Annotated in this window: 14 protein-coding genes; 9 read left to right on the forward strand and 5 right to left on the reverse strand. The window is 69.6% G+C overall.

Annotated features, from left to right (window positions below; translation table 11 throughout):
- Nucleotides 1-61 precede the first annotated feature (61 nt).
- Nucleotides 62-265, forward strand: coding sequence for a cold-shock protein (locus OG219_RS30485; RefSeq protein WP_266455269.1), 204 nt, complete (start codon nt 62-64; stop codon nt 263-265).
- A 113-nt stretch (nt 266-378) separates the two neighbouring features.
- Nucleotides 379-2,064 carry a DEAD/DEAH box helicase gene (locus OG219_RS30490; RefSeq protein ID WP_266831825.1) on the forward strand — a complete coding sequence of 562 codons (1,686 nt, stop codon included), beginning with the start codon at nt 379-381 and terminating at the stop codon, nt 2,062-2,064.
- An 85-nt stretch (nt 2,065-2,149) separates the two neighbouring features.
- Here the strand turns inward: OG219_RS30490 and OG219_RS30495 are convergent, their stop codons facing one another.
- Nucleotides 2,150-2,887, reverse strand: a complete 738-nt coding sequence (locus tag OG219_RS30495; RefSeq protein ID WP_266831827.1) for a DUF2625 family protein — start codon at nt 2,885-2,887, stop codon at nt 2,150-2,152.
- Between the two features lie 37 nt (nt 2,888-2,924).
- The gene (locus OG219_RS30500; protein ID WP_266831829.1) at nt 2,925-3,266 is read right to left on the reverse strand and encodes a hypothetical protein; all 342 of its coding nucleotides are present in this window, start codon (nt 3,264-3,266) and stop codon (nt 2,925-2,927) included.
- 110 nt (nt 3,267-3,376) lie between these two features.
- On the opposite strand from OG219_RS30500, the gene OG219_RS30505 reads away from it, so the two are divergent.
- The 6 genes from OG219_RS30505 to OG219_RS30530 all read left to right on the forward strand — a co-directional run bounded on the left by OG219_RS30505 (nt 3,377) and on the right by OG219_RS30530 (nt 11,973).
- A complete protein-coding gene (locus OG219_RS30505) occupies nt 3,377-3,721 on the forward strand; it encodes a hypothetical protein (RefSeq protein ID WP_266831831.1) in 345 nt (114 codons plus the stop codon).
- A 209-nt stretch (nt 3,722-3,930) separates the two neighbouring features.
- Nucleotides 3,931-5,202: an Ig-like domain-containing protein gene (locus tag OG219_RS30510; protein WP_266831833.1), complete on the forward strand. Its 1,272-nt coding sequence runs from the start codon at nt 3,931-3,933 to the stop codon at nt 5,200-5,202.
- 171 nt (nt 5,203-5,373) lie between these two features.
- Complete coding sequence (locus tag OG219_RS30515; protein ID WP_266831835.1) at nt 5,374-6,852, forward strand: ABC transporter permease; 1,479 nt, start codon at nt 5,374-5,376, stop codon at nt 6,850-6,852.
- Between the two features lie 56 nt (nt 6,853-6,908).
- Nucleotides 6,909-7,592, forward strand: coding sequence for an ABC transporter ATP-binding protein (locus OG219_RS30520; RefSeq protein ID WP_266831837.1), 684 nt, complete (start codon nt 6,909-6,911; stop codon nt 7,590-7,592).
- A gap of 203 nt (nt 7,593-7,795) precedes the next feature.
- Nucleotides 7,796-11,104, forward strand: coding sequence for a S8 family serine peptidase (locus OG219_RS30525; protein WP_266831839.1), 3,309 nt, complete (start codon nt 7,796-7,798; stop codon nt 11,102-11,104).
- Between the two features lie 98 nt (nt 11,105-11,202).
- Complete coding sequence (locus OG219_RS30530; protein ID WP_266831841.1) at nt 11,203-11,973, forward strand: group II truncated hemoglobin; 771 nt, start codon at nt 11,203-11,205, stop codon at nt 11,971-11,973.
- A 226-nt stretch (nt 11,974-12,199) separates the two neighbouring features.
- On the opposite strand, the gene OG219_RS30535 is transcribed toward OG219_RS30530, so the two are convergent.
- Nucleotides 12,200-13,114, reverse strand: coding sequence for a helix-turn-helix domain-containing protein (locus OG219_RS30535; protein WP_266831843.1), 915 nt, complete (start codon nt 13,112-13,114; stop codon nt 12,200-12,202).
- 198 nt (nt 13,115-13,312) lie between these two features.
- Between OG219_RS30535 and OG219_RS30540 the strand changes: the two genes are divergently transcribed.
- Nucleotides 13,313-14,353 carry an NAD(P)-dependent alcohol dehydrogenase gene (locus OG219_RS30540; protein ID WP_266831845.1) on the forward strand — a complete coding sequence of 347 codons (1,041 nt, stop codon included), beginning with the start codon at nt 13,313-13,315 and terminating at the stop codon, nt 14,351-14,353.
- A 51-nt stretch (nt 14,354-14,404) separates the two neighbouring features.
- Here the strand turns inward: OG219_RS30540 and OG219_RS30545 are convergent, their stop codons facing one another.
- Entirely contained in the window at nt 14,405-15,454 is a 1,050-nt protein-coding gene (locus tag OG219_RS30545) for an iron chelate uptake ABC transporter family permease subunit (RefSeq protein WP_266831847.1), read from the reverse strand.
- On the reverse strand, nt 15,451-16,458 hold the full coding sequence (locus OG219_RS30550) for an iron ABC transporter permease (protein WP_266836286.1): 1,008 nt from the start codon (nt 16,456-16,458) through the stop codon (nt 15,451-15,453). The genes OG219_RS30545 and OG219_RS30550 overlap by 4 nt, the downstream gene beginning before the upstream one ends.
- Between the last annotated feature and the right edge of the window lie 21 nt (nt 16,459-16,479).

A 16,479-nucleotide genomic window follows, 5' to 3' on the forward strand; every position in this document is an offset into this window, starting at 1 on the left:
CATCTCCGGCTTTTCCCGGTGCATCTCCGGATTGGGGCCCCTACCTATTCAGGAGAAAAACATGGCTACAGGCACCGTGAAGTGGTTCAACGCGGAAAAGGGCTTCGGCTTCATCGAGCAGGACGGCGGCGGCCCCGACGTCTTCGCTCACTACTCCAACATCGCCAGCTCCGGCTTCCGTGAGCTGCTGGAGGGCCAGAAGGTCTCGTTCGACGTCGCGCAGGGCCAGAAGGGCCTGCAGGCGGAGAACATCGTCCCCGCCTAATTCAGGGGAAGCGCTTTTCCAGAGCCGGGGCCCCGCACCTTCGGGTGCGGGCCCCGGCTCGCGCTGTGCGCGTGTGCTGTCCGTGTGGCCCAGGAAGGAAATCCAGATCCAGCATGACTCGATCCGAACGTCCCGTCCGTAAGAGGCCGGCGAACGCACGCGGTACCCAGACCGGCTCCTCCGCCTCCGCGAGGAACACCGGCCGTGGCGCCGGCAACAAGGGCGGGGCCCGCAAGGTCGCGCCGCCGCAGGAGTTCTCGCTGCCCGAGAGCATCACGCCCGCACTGCCCGCCGTCGAGTCCTTCGACGCGCTGGACATGCCGGCCGCGCTGACGAAGACCCTGGCTGCCCAGGGTGTCACCGAGCCCTTCCCGATCCAGGGCGCGACCCTGCCCAACGCCCTTGCCGGGCGCGACGTTCTCGGCCGGGGCCGCACCGGCTCCGGCAAGACGCTCGCCTTCGGCCTCGCCCTGCTGGCCCGCACCGCGGGCCGCCGGGCCGAGAGCAAGGCGCCCCTCGCGCTCGTGCTCGTCCCCACGCGTGAGCTCGCGCAGCAGGTCAACGACGCGCTGACGCCGTACGCGACCGCTGTGAACCTGCGTATCGCAACGGCCGTCGGCGGAATGTCGATCGGCCGTCAGGCCGGGACGCTGCGGCGCGGTGCCGAGGTGCTCGTGGCCACCCCCGGGCGGCTCAAGGACCTCATCGAGCGCGGCGAGTGCACGCTCGGCCAGGTCTCCATCACCGTCCTCGACGAGGCCGACCAGATGGCCGACATGGGCTTCATGCCGCAGGTCACGGCGCTGCTCAAGCAGGTCGAGCCGGGCGGTCAGCGGCTGCTCTTCTCGGCGACGCTCGACAAGAACATCGACCGCCTCGTCAAGATGTTCCTCACCGACCCCGTCGTCCACTCCGTGGACCCGTCGGCGGGTGCGGTGACCACCATGGAGCACCACGTGCTGCATGTCGCCGACGAGACCGACAAGAAGGCCGTGGCGCTGCGGATCGCGGCGCGTGACGGCCGGGTGATCCTCTTCGTCGACACCAAGCGCGGTGCCGACCGGTTCACAAAGCGACTGCTCGCCAACGGAGTCCGCGCTTCCGCGCTGCACGGCGGGCGCAGCCAGCCGCAGCGCAACCGCACGCTCGACCAGTTCAAGACCGGTCAGGTCACCGCGCTGGTCGCCACCAACGTGGCCGCCCGCGGCATCCACATCGACGACCTCGACCTCGTGGTCAACGTCGACCCGCCGACCGACCACAAGGACTACCTGCACCGCGGCGGCCGTACGGCCCGTGCGGGCGAGTCCGGCAGCGTCGTCACCCTCGTACTCCCGGAGCAGAAGCGGGAGATGACCCGTCTGATGTCGGACGCCGGCATCACCCCGCGCACCGCCCGGGTCACCTCCAGCGACGCGGAGCTGACGCGTATCACCGGGGCCAAGGAGCCCTCTGGTGTCCCCGTGGTCATCGAGGTGCCTCAGGTCGCCGAACAGCCCAAGCGGCCCAAGTCCCGCCCCCGGGTGGGCGGCGGAGCCCGTCGTCCGCAGGGAACGGGTGGTACGGGTGGCCGCGGGCAGGGCGCGGGCAACGGTGGCCGCGCCCAGGGAACGGGTAACGGCGGCCGGGCCCAGGGTGCCGGTACGGAGTCGCAGGGCCGTCAGCCCCAGCGCGCCGGTGGTCGTCGCACCGAGGCCGGTGGCGCCGCGGGCGCGAGCCGCGCGGGCGGCCGTGGCCGCGCCCCGCAGCGCCGCACCGAAGGTGGCGGTCAGGGCGGTGGCGGTCGCCGGGCCGCGTAGGTGACAGGCGTACGCGCCGAAGGGGGTGTCGTACGGGCCGGATCGGTCCGTACGACACCCCCTTCGGCTTTGCCGGACGAGCGGCTCAGTCGTTCACCTCGCCGAAGAACCCCGGGTCGACCGAGTCGAGTTTGAGGGCGGAGCTGCGGTGGAGGTCGAGGAGTTCGGCGAGGGGGGCCGCGCGGCGGGTGGTGGCCGTGAGATCGCGGCGGGCCTCGGCGGACCAGAGGTTCGGGAAGACGGAGAGGCCCTGGGTGCCGGTCAGGGCGCCGGACTCGCCGCGCCAGCCGGGCCAGCGCAGGGTGTCGTAGAACTGCTCCATGCCGCCGCTCAGAAGCCAGTTGAGCCAGTCGCCGTGGCCCACTTCGAGGGCCTCCCAGCGCAGCGAGTCCGGCGCGAAGTAGATCATCTCGCCGGGTTGGCCGGGTCTTCCGTCGGCTTCGGGGGTGGGGCCGTTGAGGACGAAGACGCCGCCCAGGACGTCATGGCCGATGACGAGCCCGCCGTCCGGCCGCCACGTGGGATCGAAGCGCTCGGGGAATTCGTTGACCTCGGCGAGGCCGGGCGGGCCCGCCGGTGTGCCGTCGCCCGGACTGCCGTAGATGCGCAGCCATCCGCTGTCCAGCACCACCCCGCCGCAGTTGAGCGCGAACGCGCCCAGCCAGGACCGGGCCGTGATCTGCAGCTGGAGCAGGGTCCCGCGGCCGTGCGCCGGGTCCACCGGGAGCACTTCCAGGGACACGGAGTTCGTCGTGGAGAGCTTCTCCGAGAGGGCCGGCCACGCCGGATCCTCGACATCGGTCAGCTCGGTCAGGTCTCGCATGGGTTCCCCGATGGGTACGGGCGCCGCAGCACCTCGCTCAGTAGGCCACCGTGCGCTCACGGCGCACCGAATACGTCACGAACCCGGCCCCCAGGCCGAGAAAGAGCGTGCCGCCTATGACGTACGGCGTCGTGTCGACGCTTCCGGTGTCGGCCAGCTGGGCCTGGTCACCGCCCGACTCCGAGGAGTCCGTGGAGGTCCCGTCCACGGTGGTCGTCGTCGAGGAACCGGCCGATGGAGTGGGTGATGCGCTGGTGGACGTCGAGACGTGCTGGACGGTCTCGTCCTGGGTCGCGTTGGCGGACGGGACGAACCACAGGGCCCCCAGGAGGGTCCCCGCGGCAGTGGCGGTCAGCAACGATCGACGTGCGGCGGACACGAAATATCGATCCCCTTGTGGCGCTGGCGAATTGGCCGTGTGGACCGATGCTAATGAAAGGCGCGGGTCGTGGGAAAGTCGCGGAACCTGTGGGTCGTACGCTCCCTCCCATGAGTACACCTGAGACAGCACGGTTTGTACGGCTTCGTGTCGAACTGGTGCTTGAAGTCGACGACGCCGATGCCGTCGCCAAGGCCGCGTTGCGGCGGATCGCCGAGGACACCGGCATGCCTGCCGACGAGCGGACGCACGCCGAGAACGCAGTGACGGAAGACACTGCCGAGGCCCTCGCCTATCTCGTCGACCCGTTCGACCTGGTCAGCGAGGTGCCCGGGATCGAACTCGCCCAGGCCTCGTGGAGCAGCGAGCCGATCGAGTACGACCCCGATTCGCCGGATTGGGATCTCGACGAGGATGATGACGCCGAGGACGACGAGGAAGTCGGCGTCGGCTGACGCTTCTTGGGGAAATCGTGACCCCGGGCGGCAACCGCCGTCCGGGGTTTCGTCGTCTCAGAGGAAGCACTGACCACATCCGCACCACTCGCCCCATGGGGATCCGACGTGGTGTGCCCCACACTTCCACGGGATGTGGAACGGGACGAACCGGTCGTAGCGTTGAAAGTTCTTACGGGGCTCTCTTGGGTTTTGGGGATTCGGCAACGATGGAGAAGCGTGTGATGACGGACAGTAAGCGGCGCAGGGGCCTGATGGTCGCGTCCGCGCTGCTCGGCGGGGTGCTGGTGCTCTCTGCGTGCAGCGGGAGCGACGACAAGGCCACGGGCAGTGACGGTGGGAACACCAGCAGCGCCCAGGCCCAGGCTGACGAGGCCGCCGCCAAGAAGACCTCCGAGGCATCGATCACGATCACGCCGAAGGACGGCTCCGACAACGCCTCCATCAACAACGCCGCCAAGGTCACCGTGAGCAAGGGCACGCTCACGGACGTGACCATGGAGACCGCGGACGGCACCGCCGTCGCCGGCGAGATATCCGCCGACAAGCTGAGCTGGGCGCCCACCGGTCAGCTGGAGCGCTCCACCACGTACAAGGTCACGGCCGAGGCCGCCGACTCCGAGGGCCGCGTCGCCCACGAGAACGCGTCGTTCACCACGGTCTCCCCGGCCAACAGCTTCATCGGCAACTTCACGCCGGAGGACGGCTCCACCGTCGGCGTCGGCATGCCGGTCTCGATCAACTTCGACAAGTCGATCACGAACAAGGCCGACGTGCAGAAGGGCATCACGGTCACCTCCAGCAGCGGCCAGCAGGTCGTCGGCCACTGGTTCAGCGCCAACCGCCTGGACTTCCGCCCCGAGGACTACTGGACCGGCGGCTCCACCGTCACCCTCAAGCTGAACCTCGACGGTGTCGAGGGCGCGAGCGGTGTGTACGGCGTGCAGCAGAAGACGGTCACCTTCAAGATCGGCCGCAACCAGGTCTCGATCGTCGACGCCAAGACCAAGACCATGAAGGTCACCCAGAACGGGCAGACCATCAAGACCATCCCGATATCCGCCGGTTCGCCCGAGAACAAGACGTACCAGGGTGTCATGGTGATGTCCGAGATGTTCAAGGAGACGCGCATGAACGGCGCGACCGTGGGCTTCACGGACGACGACGGCAAGGGCGAGTACGACATCAAGGACGTGCCGCACGCCATCCGCCTGTCCGCCTCCGGCACCTTCATCCACGGCAACTACTGGGGCGCCAAGTCCGTCTTCGGCAGCGTCAACACCAGCCACGGCTGCGTGGGCCTGTCGGACACGAAGGGCGCGAACGACCCGAACACGACCGCCGCCTGGTTCTACAACCACTCGATGATCGGTGACGTGGTGGTCGTCCAGAACACCGGCGACAAGACCATCGCCCCGGACAACGGCCTCAACGGCTGGAACCTGGACTGGGCGGCGTGGACCGCCGGTTCGGCAGTCTGACCCCTTCGTTCCACCGTCGGCGGCGGCAGCTCTCACGAGCTGTCGCCGCCGACGCGTTTCCACAGGCTTCTGGGGTTGCCCACAGGTGAACTCCCGGCCCGTCACAGCCTTCTCATCATTCTCTTATCTCGGCCTTATGCCATCATCACGCGCCGTACCTAGCTTGCGGCCATGTTCTTCACCTACCTGAGGCGCGAACTGCGCCGCCGCAGAAAGGCGGCCCTCGTCGTCGCCTCCGGGCTCGCCCTGGGCATCGCCCTGGTCATCGTGGTCAGTTCCGTGTCCTCGGGCATGGAGAAGGCCCAGGGCAAGGTCCTCCAGTCGCTGTACGGACTGGGTACGGACATGACGGTCACGAAGGCTGCCGCGGCTCAGACGGACACCAGCGAGCGCCCGCGCTTCAACTTCGACGCGAACGAGGGTGACGCCGAGCAGAGCAGCGACCGCGTGATGGTCCAGGGCTTCCAGACCCTGGCCTCCAGCACGGTCACCAAGGTCGACTCCCAGGCGGGCGTCGCGGACTCCGTCGGCGGGCTGAGCCTCCAGGTCGTCAAGGTCAACGGCGAGTTCCGGCAGGGCCAGTTCCAGCAGGACGAGGGCGCGACCGCTGCCCCCGGTGGCGGCGGTGGCGGTGGCAACGGTGGCGGCACCGGTGCTCCCCAGGGCCGGGTCGAGGGCGGCGGCGCCGAGTTCGACGTCAACAGCTACACCGTCTACGGCACCGACGTCACCAAGCCGGAGCTCGGCCCGCTGACCTCTTCGAAGATCACCAGCGGCCGTACGTTCACGGCGTCCGAGACGGACGCCAAGGTCGTCGTCGTCGACACCTCGTACGCCAAGGAGAACAAGCTCGTTCTCAACGACACCGTCACGATCAAGAGCGTCAAGTACAAGGTCGTCGGCATCGCGACGCCCGACAGCGGTGACGCGGCGGCCAACCTGTACATCCCGCTCAAGCAGGCGCAGACGCTCAGCGACTCCAAGGACAAGGTCACCACGATCTACGTCAAGGCGTCCGACTCGCAGCAGATCGACAGCGTCAAGAGCACCATCCAGAAGAACATCTCGGGTACGACGGTCACCACCTCCGCCGACCTCGCGAACACCGTCTCCGGTTCCCTCTCGACCGCCTCCGACCTCGCCTCGAACGTGGGCAAGTGGCTGTCGATCGCGGTGCTCATCGCCGCGTTCCTGGTCGCCGGTCTGCTCACCTCCTCGGCCGTCTCCCGGCGCGTCCGCGAGTTCGGCACCCTCAAGGCGCTCGGCTGGAAGTCGAGCCGGGTGACCCGCCAGGTCGTCGGTGAGGCCATCGTCAACGGTCTGGTCGGCGGTGCCCTCGGTATCGCGGTCGGTCTCGCGGGCGCCTTCGTCGTCACCGAGATCAGCCCCACCCTGCAGGCGGAGGTGGGCAGTTCGAGCGCCGCGGCAGCCGGTCCCGGTGGTGGTGGCCCCGGTGGCGGTGGCGGCTTCGGTGCCGCCCGTGAGGCGGCGTCCTCGACCCTCGACGTCGCACTCAGCGCGCCCGTCAGCCTCAACACGATCGCTGTCGCCGTCGGCCTCGCTGTCGCCGGCGGTCTGATCGCCGGTGCCTTCGGCGGCTGGCGCGCCTCCCGGCTGCGTCCCGCGGACGCCCTGCGCCGCGTCGAGTAGTCCGGCCCCGCAGGCTCTCGCGGCCAACCCTCTTACGCATAACCAGGAGTTGTTCCATGTACGAACTCAGAGGCGTCACCAAGCGCTATTCGCGGGGCAAGGACACGATCGACGCGCTGGCCGGTGTCGACCTGACGATCGCCTCGGGCGACCGGCTGGTCATCCAGGGCCCCACCGGCGGCGGAAAGTCCACCCTTCTCCAGATGCTCGGCGGGCTCGACCGGCCCACCGAGGGCAGCGTCGAACTCGACGGCACGGACATGGCGAAACTGTCCGAGGCGAGGCTCACCAAGGTGCGCGCCGAGAACATCGGCTTCGTCTTCCAGAGCTTCAACCTGATTCCCACGCTCACCGCCCAGGAGAACGTGGAGACCGCCCTCGTACCCCTCGGTGTGAAGGCGAAGGACCGGCGGCAGCGGGCCGCCGACGCGCTGGCGTCGGTGGGCCTGGAGGAGCGGCTCGGGCATCTGCCCGCCGAGCTGTCCGGCGGTCAGCAGCAGCGCGTCGCGATCGCCCGCGCCCTGGTCAAGCAGCCGAAGGTGCTGCTCGCCGACGAACCGACCGGCAACCTCGACGAGTCGATGCGCGACGAGATCATGGACGTACTGGAAACCATGTGGAAGGAGCACGGGCTCACTTTCATCATGGTCACGCACGACTCCGCCATCGCGAAGAAGGCCCCGCGGCTTGCGACGATCCGCAAGGGCAGGATCACCGTCAAGGAAAACGCGGGAGCGTAAAGGAGCACAAAAGGGGGAGTGGGGGAGCGTAGCGGAGCAAGTCCGTCAACTCTTCGCCGCTTCCCCTCTATTGAGTAGGCGATCACCCCCCGGGCATAATTGCGTATTCCGGGGGGTGCACGCATGCGCGTGCGGAACTTCCTCCGGCCGGACGAATGGGGATTCGTCCGGATCTCATCTCAGGGGGAGTTTTGCGCAGACAAATGAAAAGGGCGTGCGTTGCCACGGTCGCCACGGCGGCCGCTGTGGCTCTGGCGGCGGGAATGACCAGCCCGGCGTCGGCCGAACACGCGAGTGGCGCTGCCACGGCCCAACTGGCCGCGCAGGCCAAGCAGTCCGGGCTCACGGCCAAGCACACCATCACGCTGATCACCGGTGACCGGGTGGCCGTCGACGCCAAGGGCCGCGTCGTCGGGGTCGAGCGCGCCGAGGGCCGCGAGAACATACCCGTCAAGATCCGCAAGGCCGACGGCCACACCCTCGTGGTGCCGGCCGACGCGCAGCGCCTGATAGCCGGCGGCAAGGTCGACCAGCGGCTCTTCGACGTCACCGAGCTGAACAAGGCGGCGAACCGCAAGTCCCAGAAGCAGGGCCTGAAGGTGATCGTCGGCTACAAGGGCACGGCGACGGCGGCCAAGGACGACGTCCGTGACGCGGGCACCGTCCGCAGGACCCTCAAGTCCCTCAACGCGGACGCGGTTCTGACGCCCAAGCAGGACGCCACCGAGCTGTGGGACGCGGTCACCGACGACGGCAGCGCGGCCTCGGGTGTCGCGCACGTCTGGCTGGACGGCGTACGCGAGGTGAGCCTCGACAAGTCCGTGCCGCAGATCGGTGTTCCCAAGGCGTGGGCCGCCGGTTACGACGGCAAGGGCGTCAAGATCGCCGTACTGGACACCGGGGTCGACGCGACCCACCCGGACCTCAAGGACCAGGTGGCCGAGTCGAAGAACTTCTCCACCTCGCCCGACGCGACCGACAAGTACGGCCACGGCACGCACGTCGCGTCCATCGCGGCGGGCACGGGCGCCAAGTCGAACGGCAAGTACAAGGGTGTCGCGCCCGGCGCGACGATCCTCAACGGCAAGGTCCTCAGCGACACGGGCAGCGGCGAGGACTCCAGCATCCTCGCGGGCATGGAGTGGGCGGCCGAACAGGGCGCCGACATCGTGAACCTCAGCCTCGGCGGCTTCGACACCCCCGAGATCGACCCGCTCGAGGCCGAGGTCAACAAGCTGTCCAAGGAGAAGGGCATCCTCTTCGCGATCGCCGCGGGCAACGACGGCGGCGAGCAGACCATCGGCTCCCCGGGCAGCGCGGCCGACGCGCTCACCGTCGGTGCCGTGGACGGCAGCGACAAGCTGGCGGCCTTCTCCAGCCGGGGCCCCGGCCTCGACGGCGGCATCAAGCCCGACGTCACCGCGCCCGGCGTGGACATCACGGCGGCCTCGGCCGCGGGCAGCCTCATCGCCCAGGAGGTCGGCGAGCAGCCGGCCGGCTACCTGACCATCTCCGGTACGTCGATGGCGACCCCGCATGTCGCGGGCGCGGCGGCGATCCTCAAGCAGCAGCACCCGGACTGGACGTACGCCGAGCTCAAGGGCGCGCTGACCGGCTCCGCGAAGGGCGGCGCGTACACGCCGTTCCAGCAGGGCGCGGGCCGGATCCAGGTCGACAAGGCCATCCAGCAGACCGTGATCGCCAAGACCTCGTCGGTGAGCTTCGGTATCCAGGAGTGGCCGCACACCGACGACACCCCGGTGACCGAGCAGATCACCTACCGCAACCTCGGCACGGCGGACGTCACCCTGAACCTCACGGCGACGGCCACCAACCCCAAGGGCCAGGCGGCTCCCGCGGGCTTCTTCACGCTCGGCGCGACGACGGTCACCGTCCCCGCGAACGGCGAGGCCTCCGTCGACCTGACGGTCAACTCGAAGCTGGGCGGCACCACGGACGGCGCGTACTCCTCGTACGTGACGGCGACCGGCGGCGGCCAGACCGTGCGCACGGCGGCGGCGGTTCAGCGCGAGGTGGAGTCGTACGACGTCACCGTGAACTACATCGCCCGCGCGGGCGAGCAGCCCATCCACCTCACCGACCTGTGGTCCTACTCGGGTCTGGCCGAAGGAAGGGACTTCTACCGGCAGGGCACCGGGGCCACCGACACCATCCGGGTGCCCAAGGGCTCGTACATCCTGGACACCATCCTGCTGAAGGACCTCGTCACGATCGAGGGCGGCGTGGACTGGCTGGTCCAGCCCAAGCTGGACGTCACCAAGGACACCACGGTGACGATCGACCAGCGCACCGCCAAGGGCGCCGACATCACGGTGCCGGACGCGGCGGCGAAGCAGCTCCAGGGGGTCGTCTCCTACTCGTACGACGCCGCGGGTGTCGGACTGGGCCTCGGCCTGGACTCCTTCAAGAACCTGCGGACGGCGCACGTCGGACCGGCGATCGCCTCCGGCCTGTACCAGAGCTGGTCCGGCACCTGGGTCAAGGGCGGCGCCACCGAGTACGACGTGTTCACCGGCGGCCAGGTCACCAAGCTGCAGGGCGCCAAGGTCAAGCACTACAAGGCGAGCGAACTCGCCAAGGTGAAGGCGAACCTGGGGGCCTCGGCCACCGGCAAGACGGGCTCGGTCGCCGCCTACGGCGAGCTGCCCAACGACTTCACCTTCGGCGTCGAGGTCGGGCAGAAGCTGCCGAGCTCGCGGACGATGTACCTGTCCACCGGTGACAAGGTCAAGTGGAGCCTGGACTTCGCGCAGTACGGGGGCGTGGCCGCGGACGGCTCCCCGGTCATGGAGGCCTTCTACACCTCGGGCAACCCGGTCACCTACAAGGCGGGCACCAGCTACACGAAGACCTTCAACAGAGGGGTCTTCGGCCCGAAGCTCAGCAGTGAGTACGGGGTCTTCCGCTCCGGGGACTACCTCTACGGCTATCTGCCGATGTTCGCCGACGGCCCGGGAAACGCCGGTGACTCCCTCTACACCTCGGTCAAGACGACCCTGTACCGCAACGGCACCAAGATCTCCGCGAGTGCCGATCCGCTGGACGGCAGCGGCCAGTTCAAGGTGTCGGCGGCGGACGCGCTGTACCAGCTGAACACGTCCATCACGCGTTCCGCGAAGGTGGCCGCGGCCGCCACGAAGATCAACGCGAGCTGGACGTTCCGCTCGAAGAAGGTCGCCAACGCGAAGCTGCCGATCTCGACGGCCCGCTTCGGCGCGCTCGTCGGCCTGGACAGCCGTGCCACGGCGGGCAAGACGATGACCATGCCGGTCACCGTCCAGGGAGCGGCCGCGGGCAGCAACCTCAAGTCGCTGGCCGTGTACGTCAGTTACGACTACGGCAAGAAGTGGACCAAGCTCACCGTCAAGAGCGGCAAGGTCACCTTCAAGAACCCGGCGAAGGGCAAGGGCATCTCCTTCAGCGCCAGGATCGCCGACAAGAAGGGGAACAAGTCGACGGTCTCGGTCTTCAACGCGTACTTCGGGAAGTGAGCGTGTACGCGAGTCGAGCCCGCTCGTGAAGTGAGCCAATAGCGAACGGCCCGTCGGAGGGAAAGCTTCCGGCGGGCCGTCCGTGTTTGTGTGGGGACATGACCGCCCACACCGTCGAGTACATCCGGTACCGCATCCCCGAGCAGCAGTCGGCGGAGTTCCTCGCCGCCTACACCCGGGCCGCCGTCCAGCTCGCCGCAGCTCCGCAATGCATGGACTACGAACTGGCGCGCTGCGAGGAGGACTTCGAGCACTTCGTCCTGCGGATCACGTGGACGTCGACCGAGGACCATCTCGAAGGCTTCCGCAAGTCGGAGCTCTTCCCCGACTTCCTGGCCGAGATCCGGCCCTACATCTCCAGCATCGAGGAGATGCGCCACTACAAGCCGACGGCGGTACGGGGATCGGGTGCGGCGGTGCCCACGCTGTACGACTGGGCGGGTGGCGCCGAGGCCTTCGCCCGCCTCACCGAGGTCTTCTACGACAAGGTCCTCAAGGACGAGGTCCTCGCCCCGGTGTTCGCGGACATGGCCCCCGAACACGCGGCGCATGTCGCGCTCTGGCTCGGGGAGGTCTTCGGTGGGCCGGCCGCGTACTCCGAGACGCAGGGCGGGCACGGGCACATGGTCGCCAAGCACCTCGGCAAGGGCATCACCGAGGCCCAGCGCCGCCGGTGGGCCGGCCTCCTCCAGGACGCCGCCGACGACGCGGGCCTGCCGACCGACGCCGAGTTCCGCTCGGCGTTCGTCGCGTATGTGGAGTGGGGGACGCGGCTGGCCGTGTACTTCTCCGGCCCGGATGCGGTGGCTCCGGGGGAGCAGCCTGTGCCGCGGTGGGGGTGGGGGGTGGCGCCGCCGTATCGGGGCTAGGGGGATTTTTTTCGCCCCCTCCGCCCCTTCCCGTCCCGTTCCTGGGGGCTCCGCCCCCAGACCCCCGTTCGGCCTGGACGGCCTCGTCCTCAAACGCCGGACGGGCTAAAAGATCTCTAGCGCCGGCCGGGGAAAGATTCAGCCCCTCCGGCGTTTGAGGAGCGAGGGTTTGGGGGCGGAGCCCCCAAGGGACGGGAATGGGTAGGGGCGGAGGGGGCGAAAAACCTTACGGCGGTGAAGCCGCGCCCGCCCGGGTCGCGTCCCGCCCCCAGCTGGACAGCAGGTGGAGCGCCTCCGCAGAGGGCGACCCCGGCTCCGCGTGGTACGTGACCAGCACCTGCTCACCGTCCCCGGCCAGCTGGAAGGACTCGTACTGAAGGGAGAGGTCACCCACCAGGGGATGACGCAACCGCTTCACCCCGTGAGTCTTCTCCTTCACATCGTGCGTGGCCCACAACCGCCGGAAGTCCTCACTCTTCACGGAGAGCTCCCCGACCAGCGCGGACAGCCGAGGATCATCGGGGTGACAGCCCGCGTCCATACGCAGAAGGCAGACGATGTCGATCGCCTTCTGCTCCCACTCCACGAACAGATCGCGGTACTCGGGCCGGAGGAACACCATCCGCGCCCAGTTCCGCTCCTGCACCGGCAGCTCCGCCCAGTCACCGAACACGGCCGCGGCCATCCGGTTCCACACGAGGACGTCGGACCGCCGCCCGGTGATGTACGCCGGCACCCCGTCCAGCGTGTCGAGCAGCTGCCGCAGAGCACCCCGCACCTGCTGCGGCCGAGCCCCCTGCTTCTTCTTGTGCTGCTTGGGCTTCGCGAGGTGGGTGAGATGCGCGTGCTCGGCGTCAGTGAGCCGCAGGGCGCGTGCGATCGCGTCGAGTACCTCCGCGGACACGTTCCGTCCGTTGCCCTGCTCGAGGCGGGTGTAGTACGCCACCGACACCCCGGCCAGCTGCGCCAGCTCCTCGCGGCGCAGCCCCGGCACCCGGCGGTGCCGCCCGAAGTCCGGCATCCCCACGTCCTCGGGCTTCAGCCGGGCCCGGCGCGTGCGCAGGAACTCGCTGAGCTCGGCGCGCCGGTCCAGCGGCGGCCCCGCTTCGCCCGCGGGCTGCTGAGAAGGCTGTGGGTCCATGCCTCCAGTATTCACGGCCCGTCCACGGTCGTACGCGCACGAGGCTGACCCCGCCAGTAGTAGGACCAGCGAACGTACGTAAAGCCGTGACCTGGGTGAATGTCGCGCGGCCCGGCACGCTGGACGACGTACCCGGTCAGAAGGACAGCAAGGTCAGAAGGCAGCCGGGTACACGACCACTCCCTAGGAGACCCCGGCATGACCACTGTTGCTGCGTACGCCGCCCCCGCCGCCAAGGCTCCGCTGGAGCGCACCACCATCGAGCGCCGCGAGGTCGGTGAGTTCGACGTCCTGATCGACATCAAGTTCGCCGGTATCTGCCACTCGGACATCCACCAGGCCCGCGAGGGCTGGGGCGAGGCCATCTTCCCGATGGTCCCGGGCCACGAGATCGCCGGCATCGTCACCGAGGTCGGCTCCGGTGTCACCAAGTTCCGGGTGGGCGACCGCGCGGGCGTCGGCTGCATGGTCGACTCCTGCCGCGAGTGCGAGAACTGCAAGGCGGGCCTGGAGCAGTACTGCGTCAAGGGCAACATCCAGACGTACAACGGCATCGGCGTCGACGGCACGCCCACCTACGGCGGCTACTCCACGCACATCGTCGTCGACGAGAACTACACCCTCCGCATCCCCGAGGGCATCGCCCTCGACGAGGCCGCGCCGCTGCTCTGCGCCGGCATCACCACGTACTCCCCGCTCAAGCACTGGAACGCCGGTCCCGGCAAGAAGGTCGCCGTCCTCGGCATGGGCGGCCTCGGCCACATGGGCGTCAAGATCGCGCACGCGCTGGGCGCCGAGGTGACCGTCCTGTCCCAGTCGCTCCGCAAGCAGGACGACGGCCTGCGGCTGGGCGCCGACCACTACTACGCGACCAGCGACCCGAAGACCTTCGAGGAGCTGGCGGGCACCTTCGACATCATCCTGTCGACGGTCTCGGCCCCGCTGGACTTCGGCGCGTTCCTGTCCCTGCTGAAGTCGGACGGCGCGCTGGTGAACGTCGGCGCCCCGGAGGAGCCGGTCTCGCTCAACCTCTTCTCCCTGATCATGGGCCGCAAGACCCTCGCCGGCTCCGGTATCGGCGGCATCCAGGAGACCCAGGAGATGCTCGACTTCTGCGCCGAGCACGGCCTGGGCGCCGAGATCGAGCTGATCACCGCCTCCGAGATCAACGACGCCTACGAGCGGGTCCTCGCGAGCGACGTCCGCTACCGGTTCGTGATCGACACGGCCACGATCTAGCCAGGTCCGGCGCCTTGCGCCGAACCCGGGCCCGGTTCTCCGGGCCCGGGTTCAGCGCTTGCCCGAACGCCCCAGCAGCCACAGCAGATACGGCCCCCCGACCAGCGACGTCAGCGCCCCCACCGGAATCTCCAGCGGCGGCACCACCGTACGGGCCACCAGATCCGCGGCGACCACGATCACCGCTCCGGTCAACCCCGAGGCGACGAGCGGCAGTTGAGGGGTGCGCGTGATACGGCGGGCCAGCTGCGGCCCGGTGAGGGCGACGAAGCCGATCGGTCCCGCCGCGCCCGTCGCCGTCGCGGCGAGCACCACGCCCAGGAAGGTCAGCCCGAGCTGGGTGCGGTGCACGCGCATGCCGAGCGCGGCCGCCGTCTCGGGATCGAGGCCGAGCGGCCGCAGCGCCCGGTTCGCCCACACCAGGGCGGGCAGCGAGAGGAGCAGGACCCAGCCGAGCGGCCCCGCCTGCTCCCAGCCGCGCCCGTTGAGGCTGCCGGTCAGCCACAGCTTGAGCGCCTCGGCCTCGGCGAGTTCGCTCTCGGTCAGATACAGCTGCACGACCGCCGAGAGCGCGACTCCGATCCCGACTCCCGTCAGCACGAACCGACTTGGCTGCATCCCGTGTCGCCAGGCCAGCACGTACACCAGCGCGGCGGCCACGAGACCGCCGGTGACCGCGACGGCCGGGAGCGCGCCGGGGGAGGCGACCGCGCCGGTGGCGAGCGCGAGGACGGTCGCGGCGGCGGCGCCGTGTCCGACGCCGATGACGTCCGGGCTGGCGAGCGGGTTGCGCGTCACGGTCTGCACAAGCGCCCCGGAAAGCCCGAGCGCGGCGCCGACCATCGCGCCGAGCACGATCCTCGGGACGCGCAGCTCACCGACGATCAGGTCGTACGGGCCGCCCTGGCCGCGCAGGACGCGCCAGACCTCGCCCGGCGGGATGTACGTCTGCCCGACACACGCCGACAGCAGCATCACGCCCGCGAGGAGCAGGACGAGTGCGCAGACGACGGCTGCCGAGCGCCGGTGCAGGAGGAGGGAGAAGCGGCTGCGGCGGAGTACGGAGAGTCCCGCCGAGCGGGGGTAACTGTTGATGGTCATGCGCCCACCGACTTCCGGCGTACGAGCACGATCAGTACGGGTACGCCGACGAGCGCGGTCATCACGCCGGCCGGGACCTCCGCCGGGGCGCGGACCACCCGCCCGGCCACATCCGCGGCGAGCAGCAGGGCGGCGCCGAGGAGGGCGGACAGGGGGAGGGTCCAGCGGTGGCCGCCGGAGACGAGTCGCTGGGCGAGGTGGGGCACGGCGAGCCCGATGAAGGCGATCGGCCCCGCGGCGGCGACGGCGGCCGCGGTGAGCACGGTCGCGCCGAGCGCCGCACACACGCGTACGAGCGCGACCCGGTGGCCCAGCGCCCGCGCCGTGTCGTCGCCGAGTGCGAGCGCGTCCAGGCCGCGGGCGCAGGCAAGGACCAGAAGCGCGCCGGCGATCAGGAACGGCAGCATCCGCCCGACGGTCCCGGCGTCGCGCCCGCTCAGCGCGCCCACCTGCCAGAACCTGAACTGGTCGAGGGTCGCCGAACTCGACGTCAGTACAACGGTGGTGGCCCCGGCCGTCATCGCCGACAGGGCCGTTCCGGCGAGGGCCAGTTTCACCGGCGAGGCGCCACCCCGGCCGCGCGAGGCGATGGCGTACACGACACACGCGGCGACGACGGCACCGGTGAAGGCGTACCAGACGTACCCGGAGAAGCCGTTCGCCCACCCGAGCGCGATCGCGAAGACGACACCGGCCGACGCGCCCTGGCTCAGTCCGAGGATCCCGGGATCGGCGAGCGGATTGCGGGTGACCGCCTGCAAGGCCGCCCCCGCGAGCCCCAGCGCGGCCCCCGCCGTCAGGCCGATCGCGGTCCGCGGCACCCGCAGCGACCGTACGACCAGCGCGTCCGGTGAGTCCCCGCCGTGCACGAGGGCGTCGAGGACGGTGGACAGCGGTACGGGGCGGGTGCCGACGGCGAGGCTGAACGCGACGGCGGTGACCGTGAGCAGGAGCGCGACGACGAGCCAGGCGGTGCGCCTGGCTGCCGTCGCGCGTCGTTTCACCGACCTCGGCGGAACCGCATG

Source organism: Streptomyces sp. NBC_00038, from assembly GCF_026343635.1.
Lineage (GTDB): Bacteria > Actinomycetota > Actinomycetes > Streptomycetales > Streptomycetaceae > Streptomyces.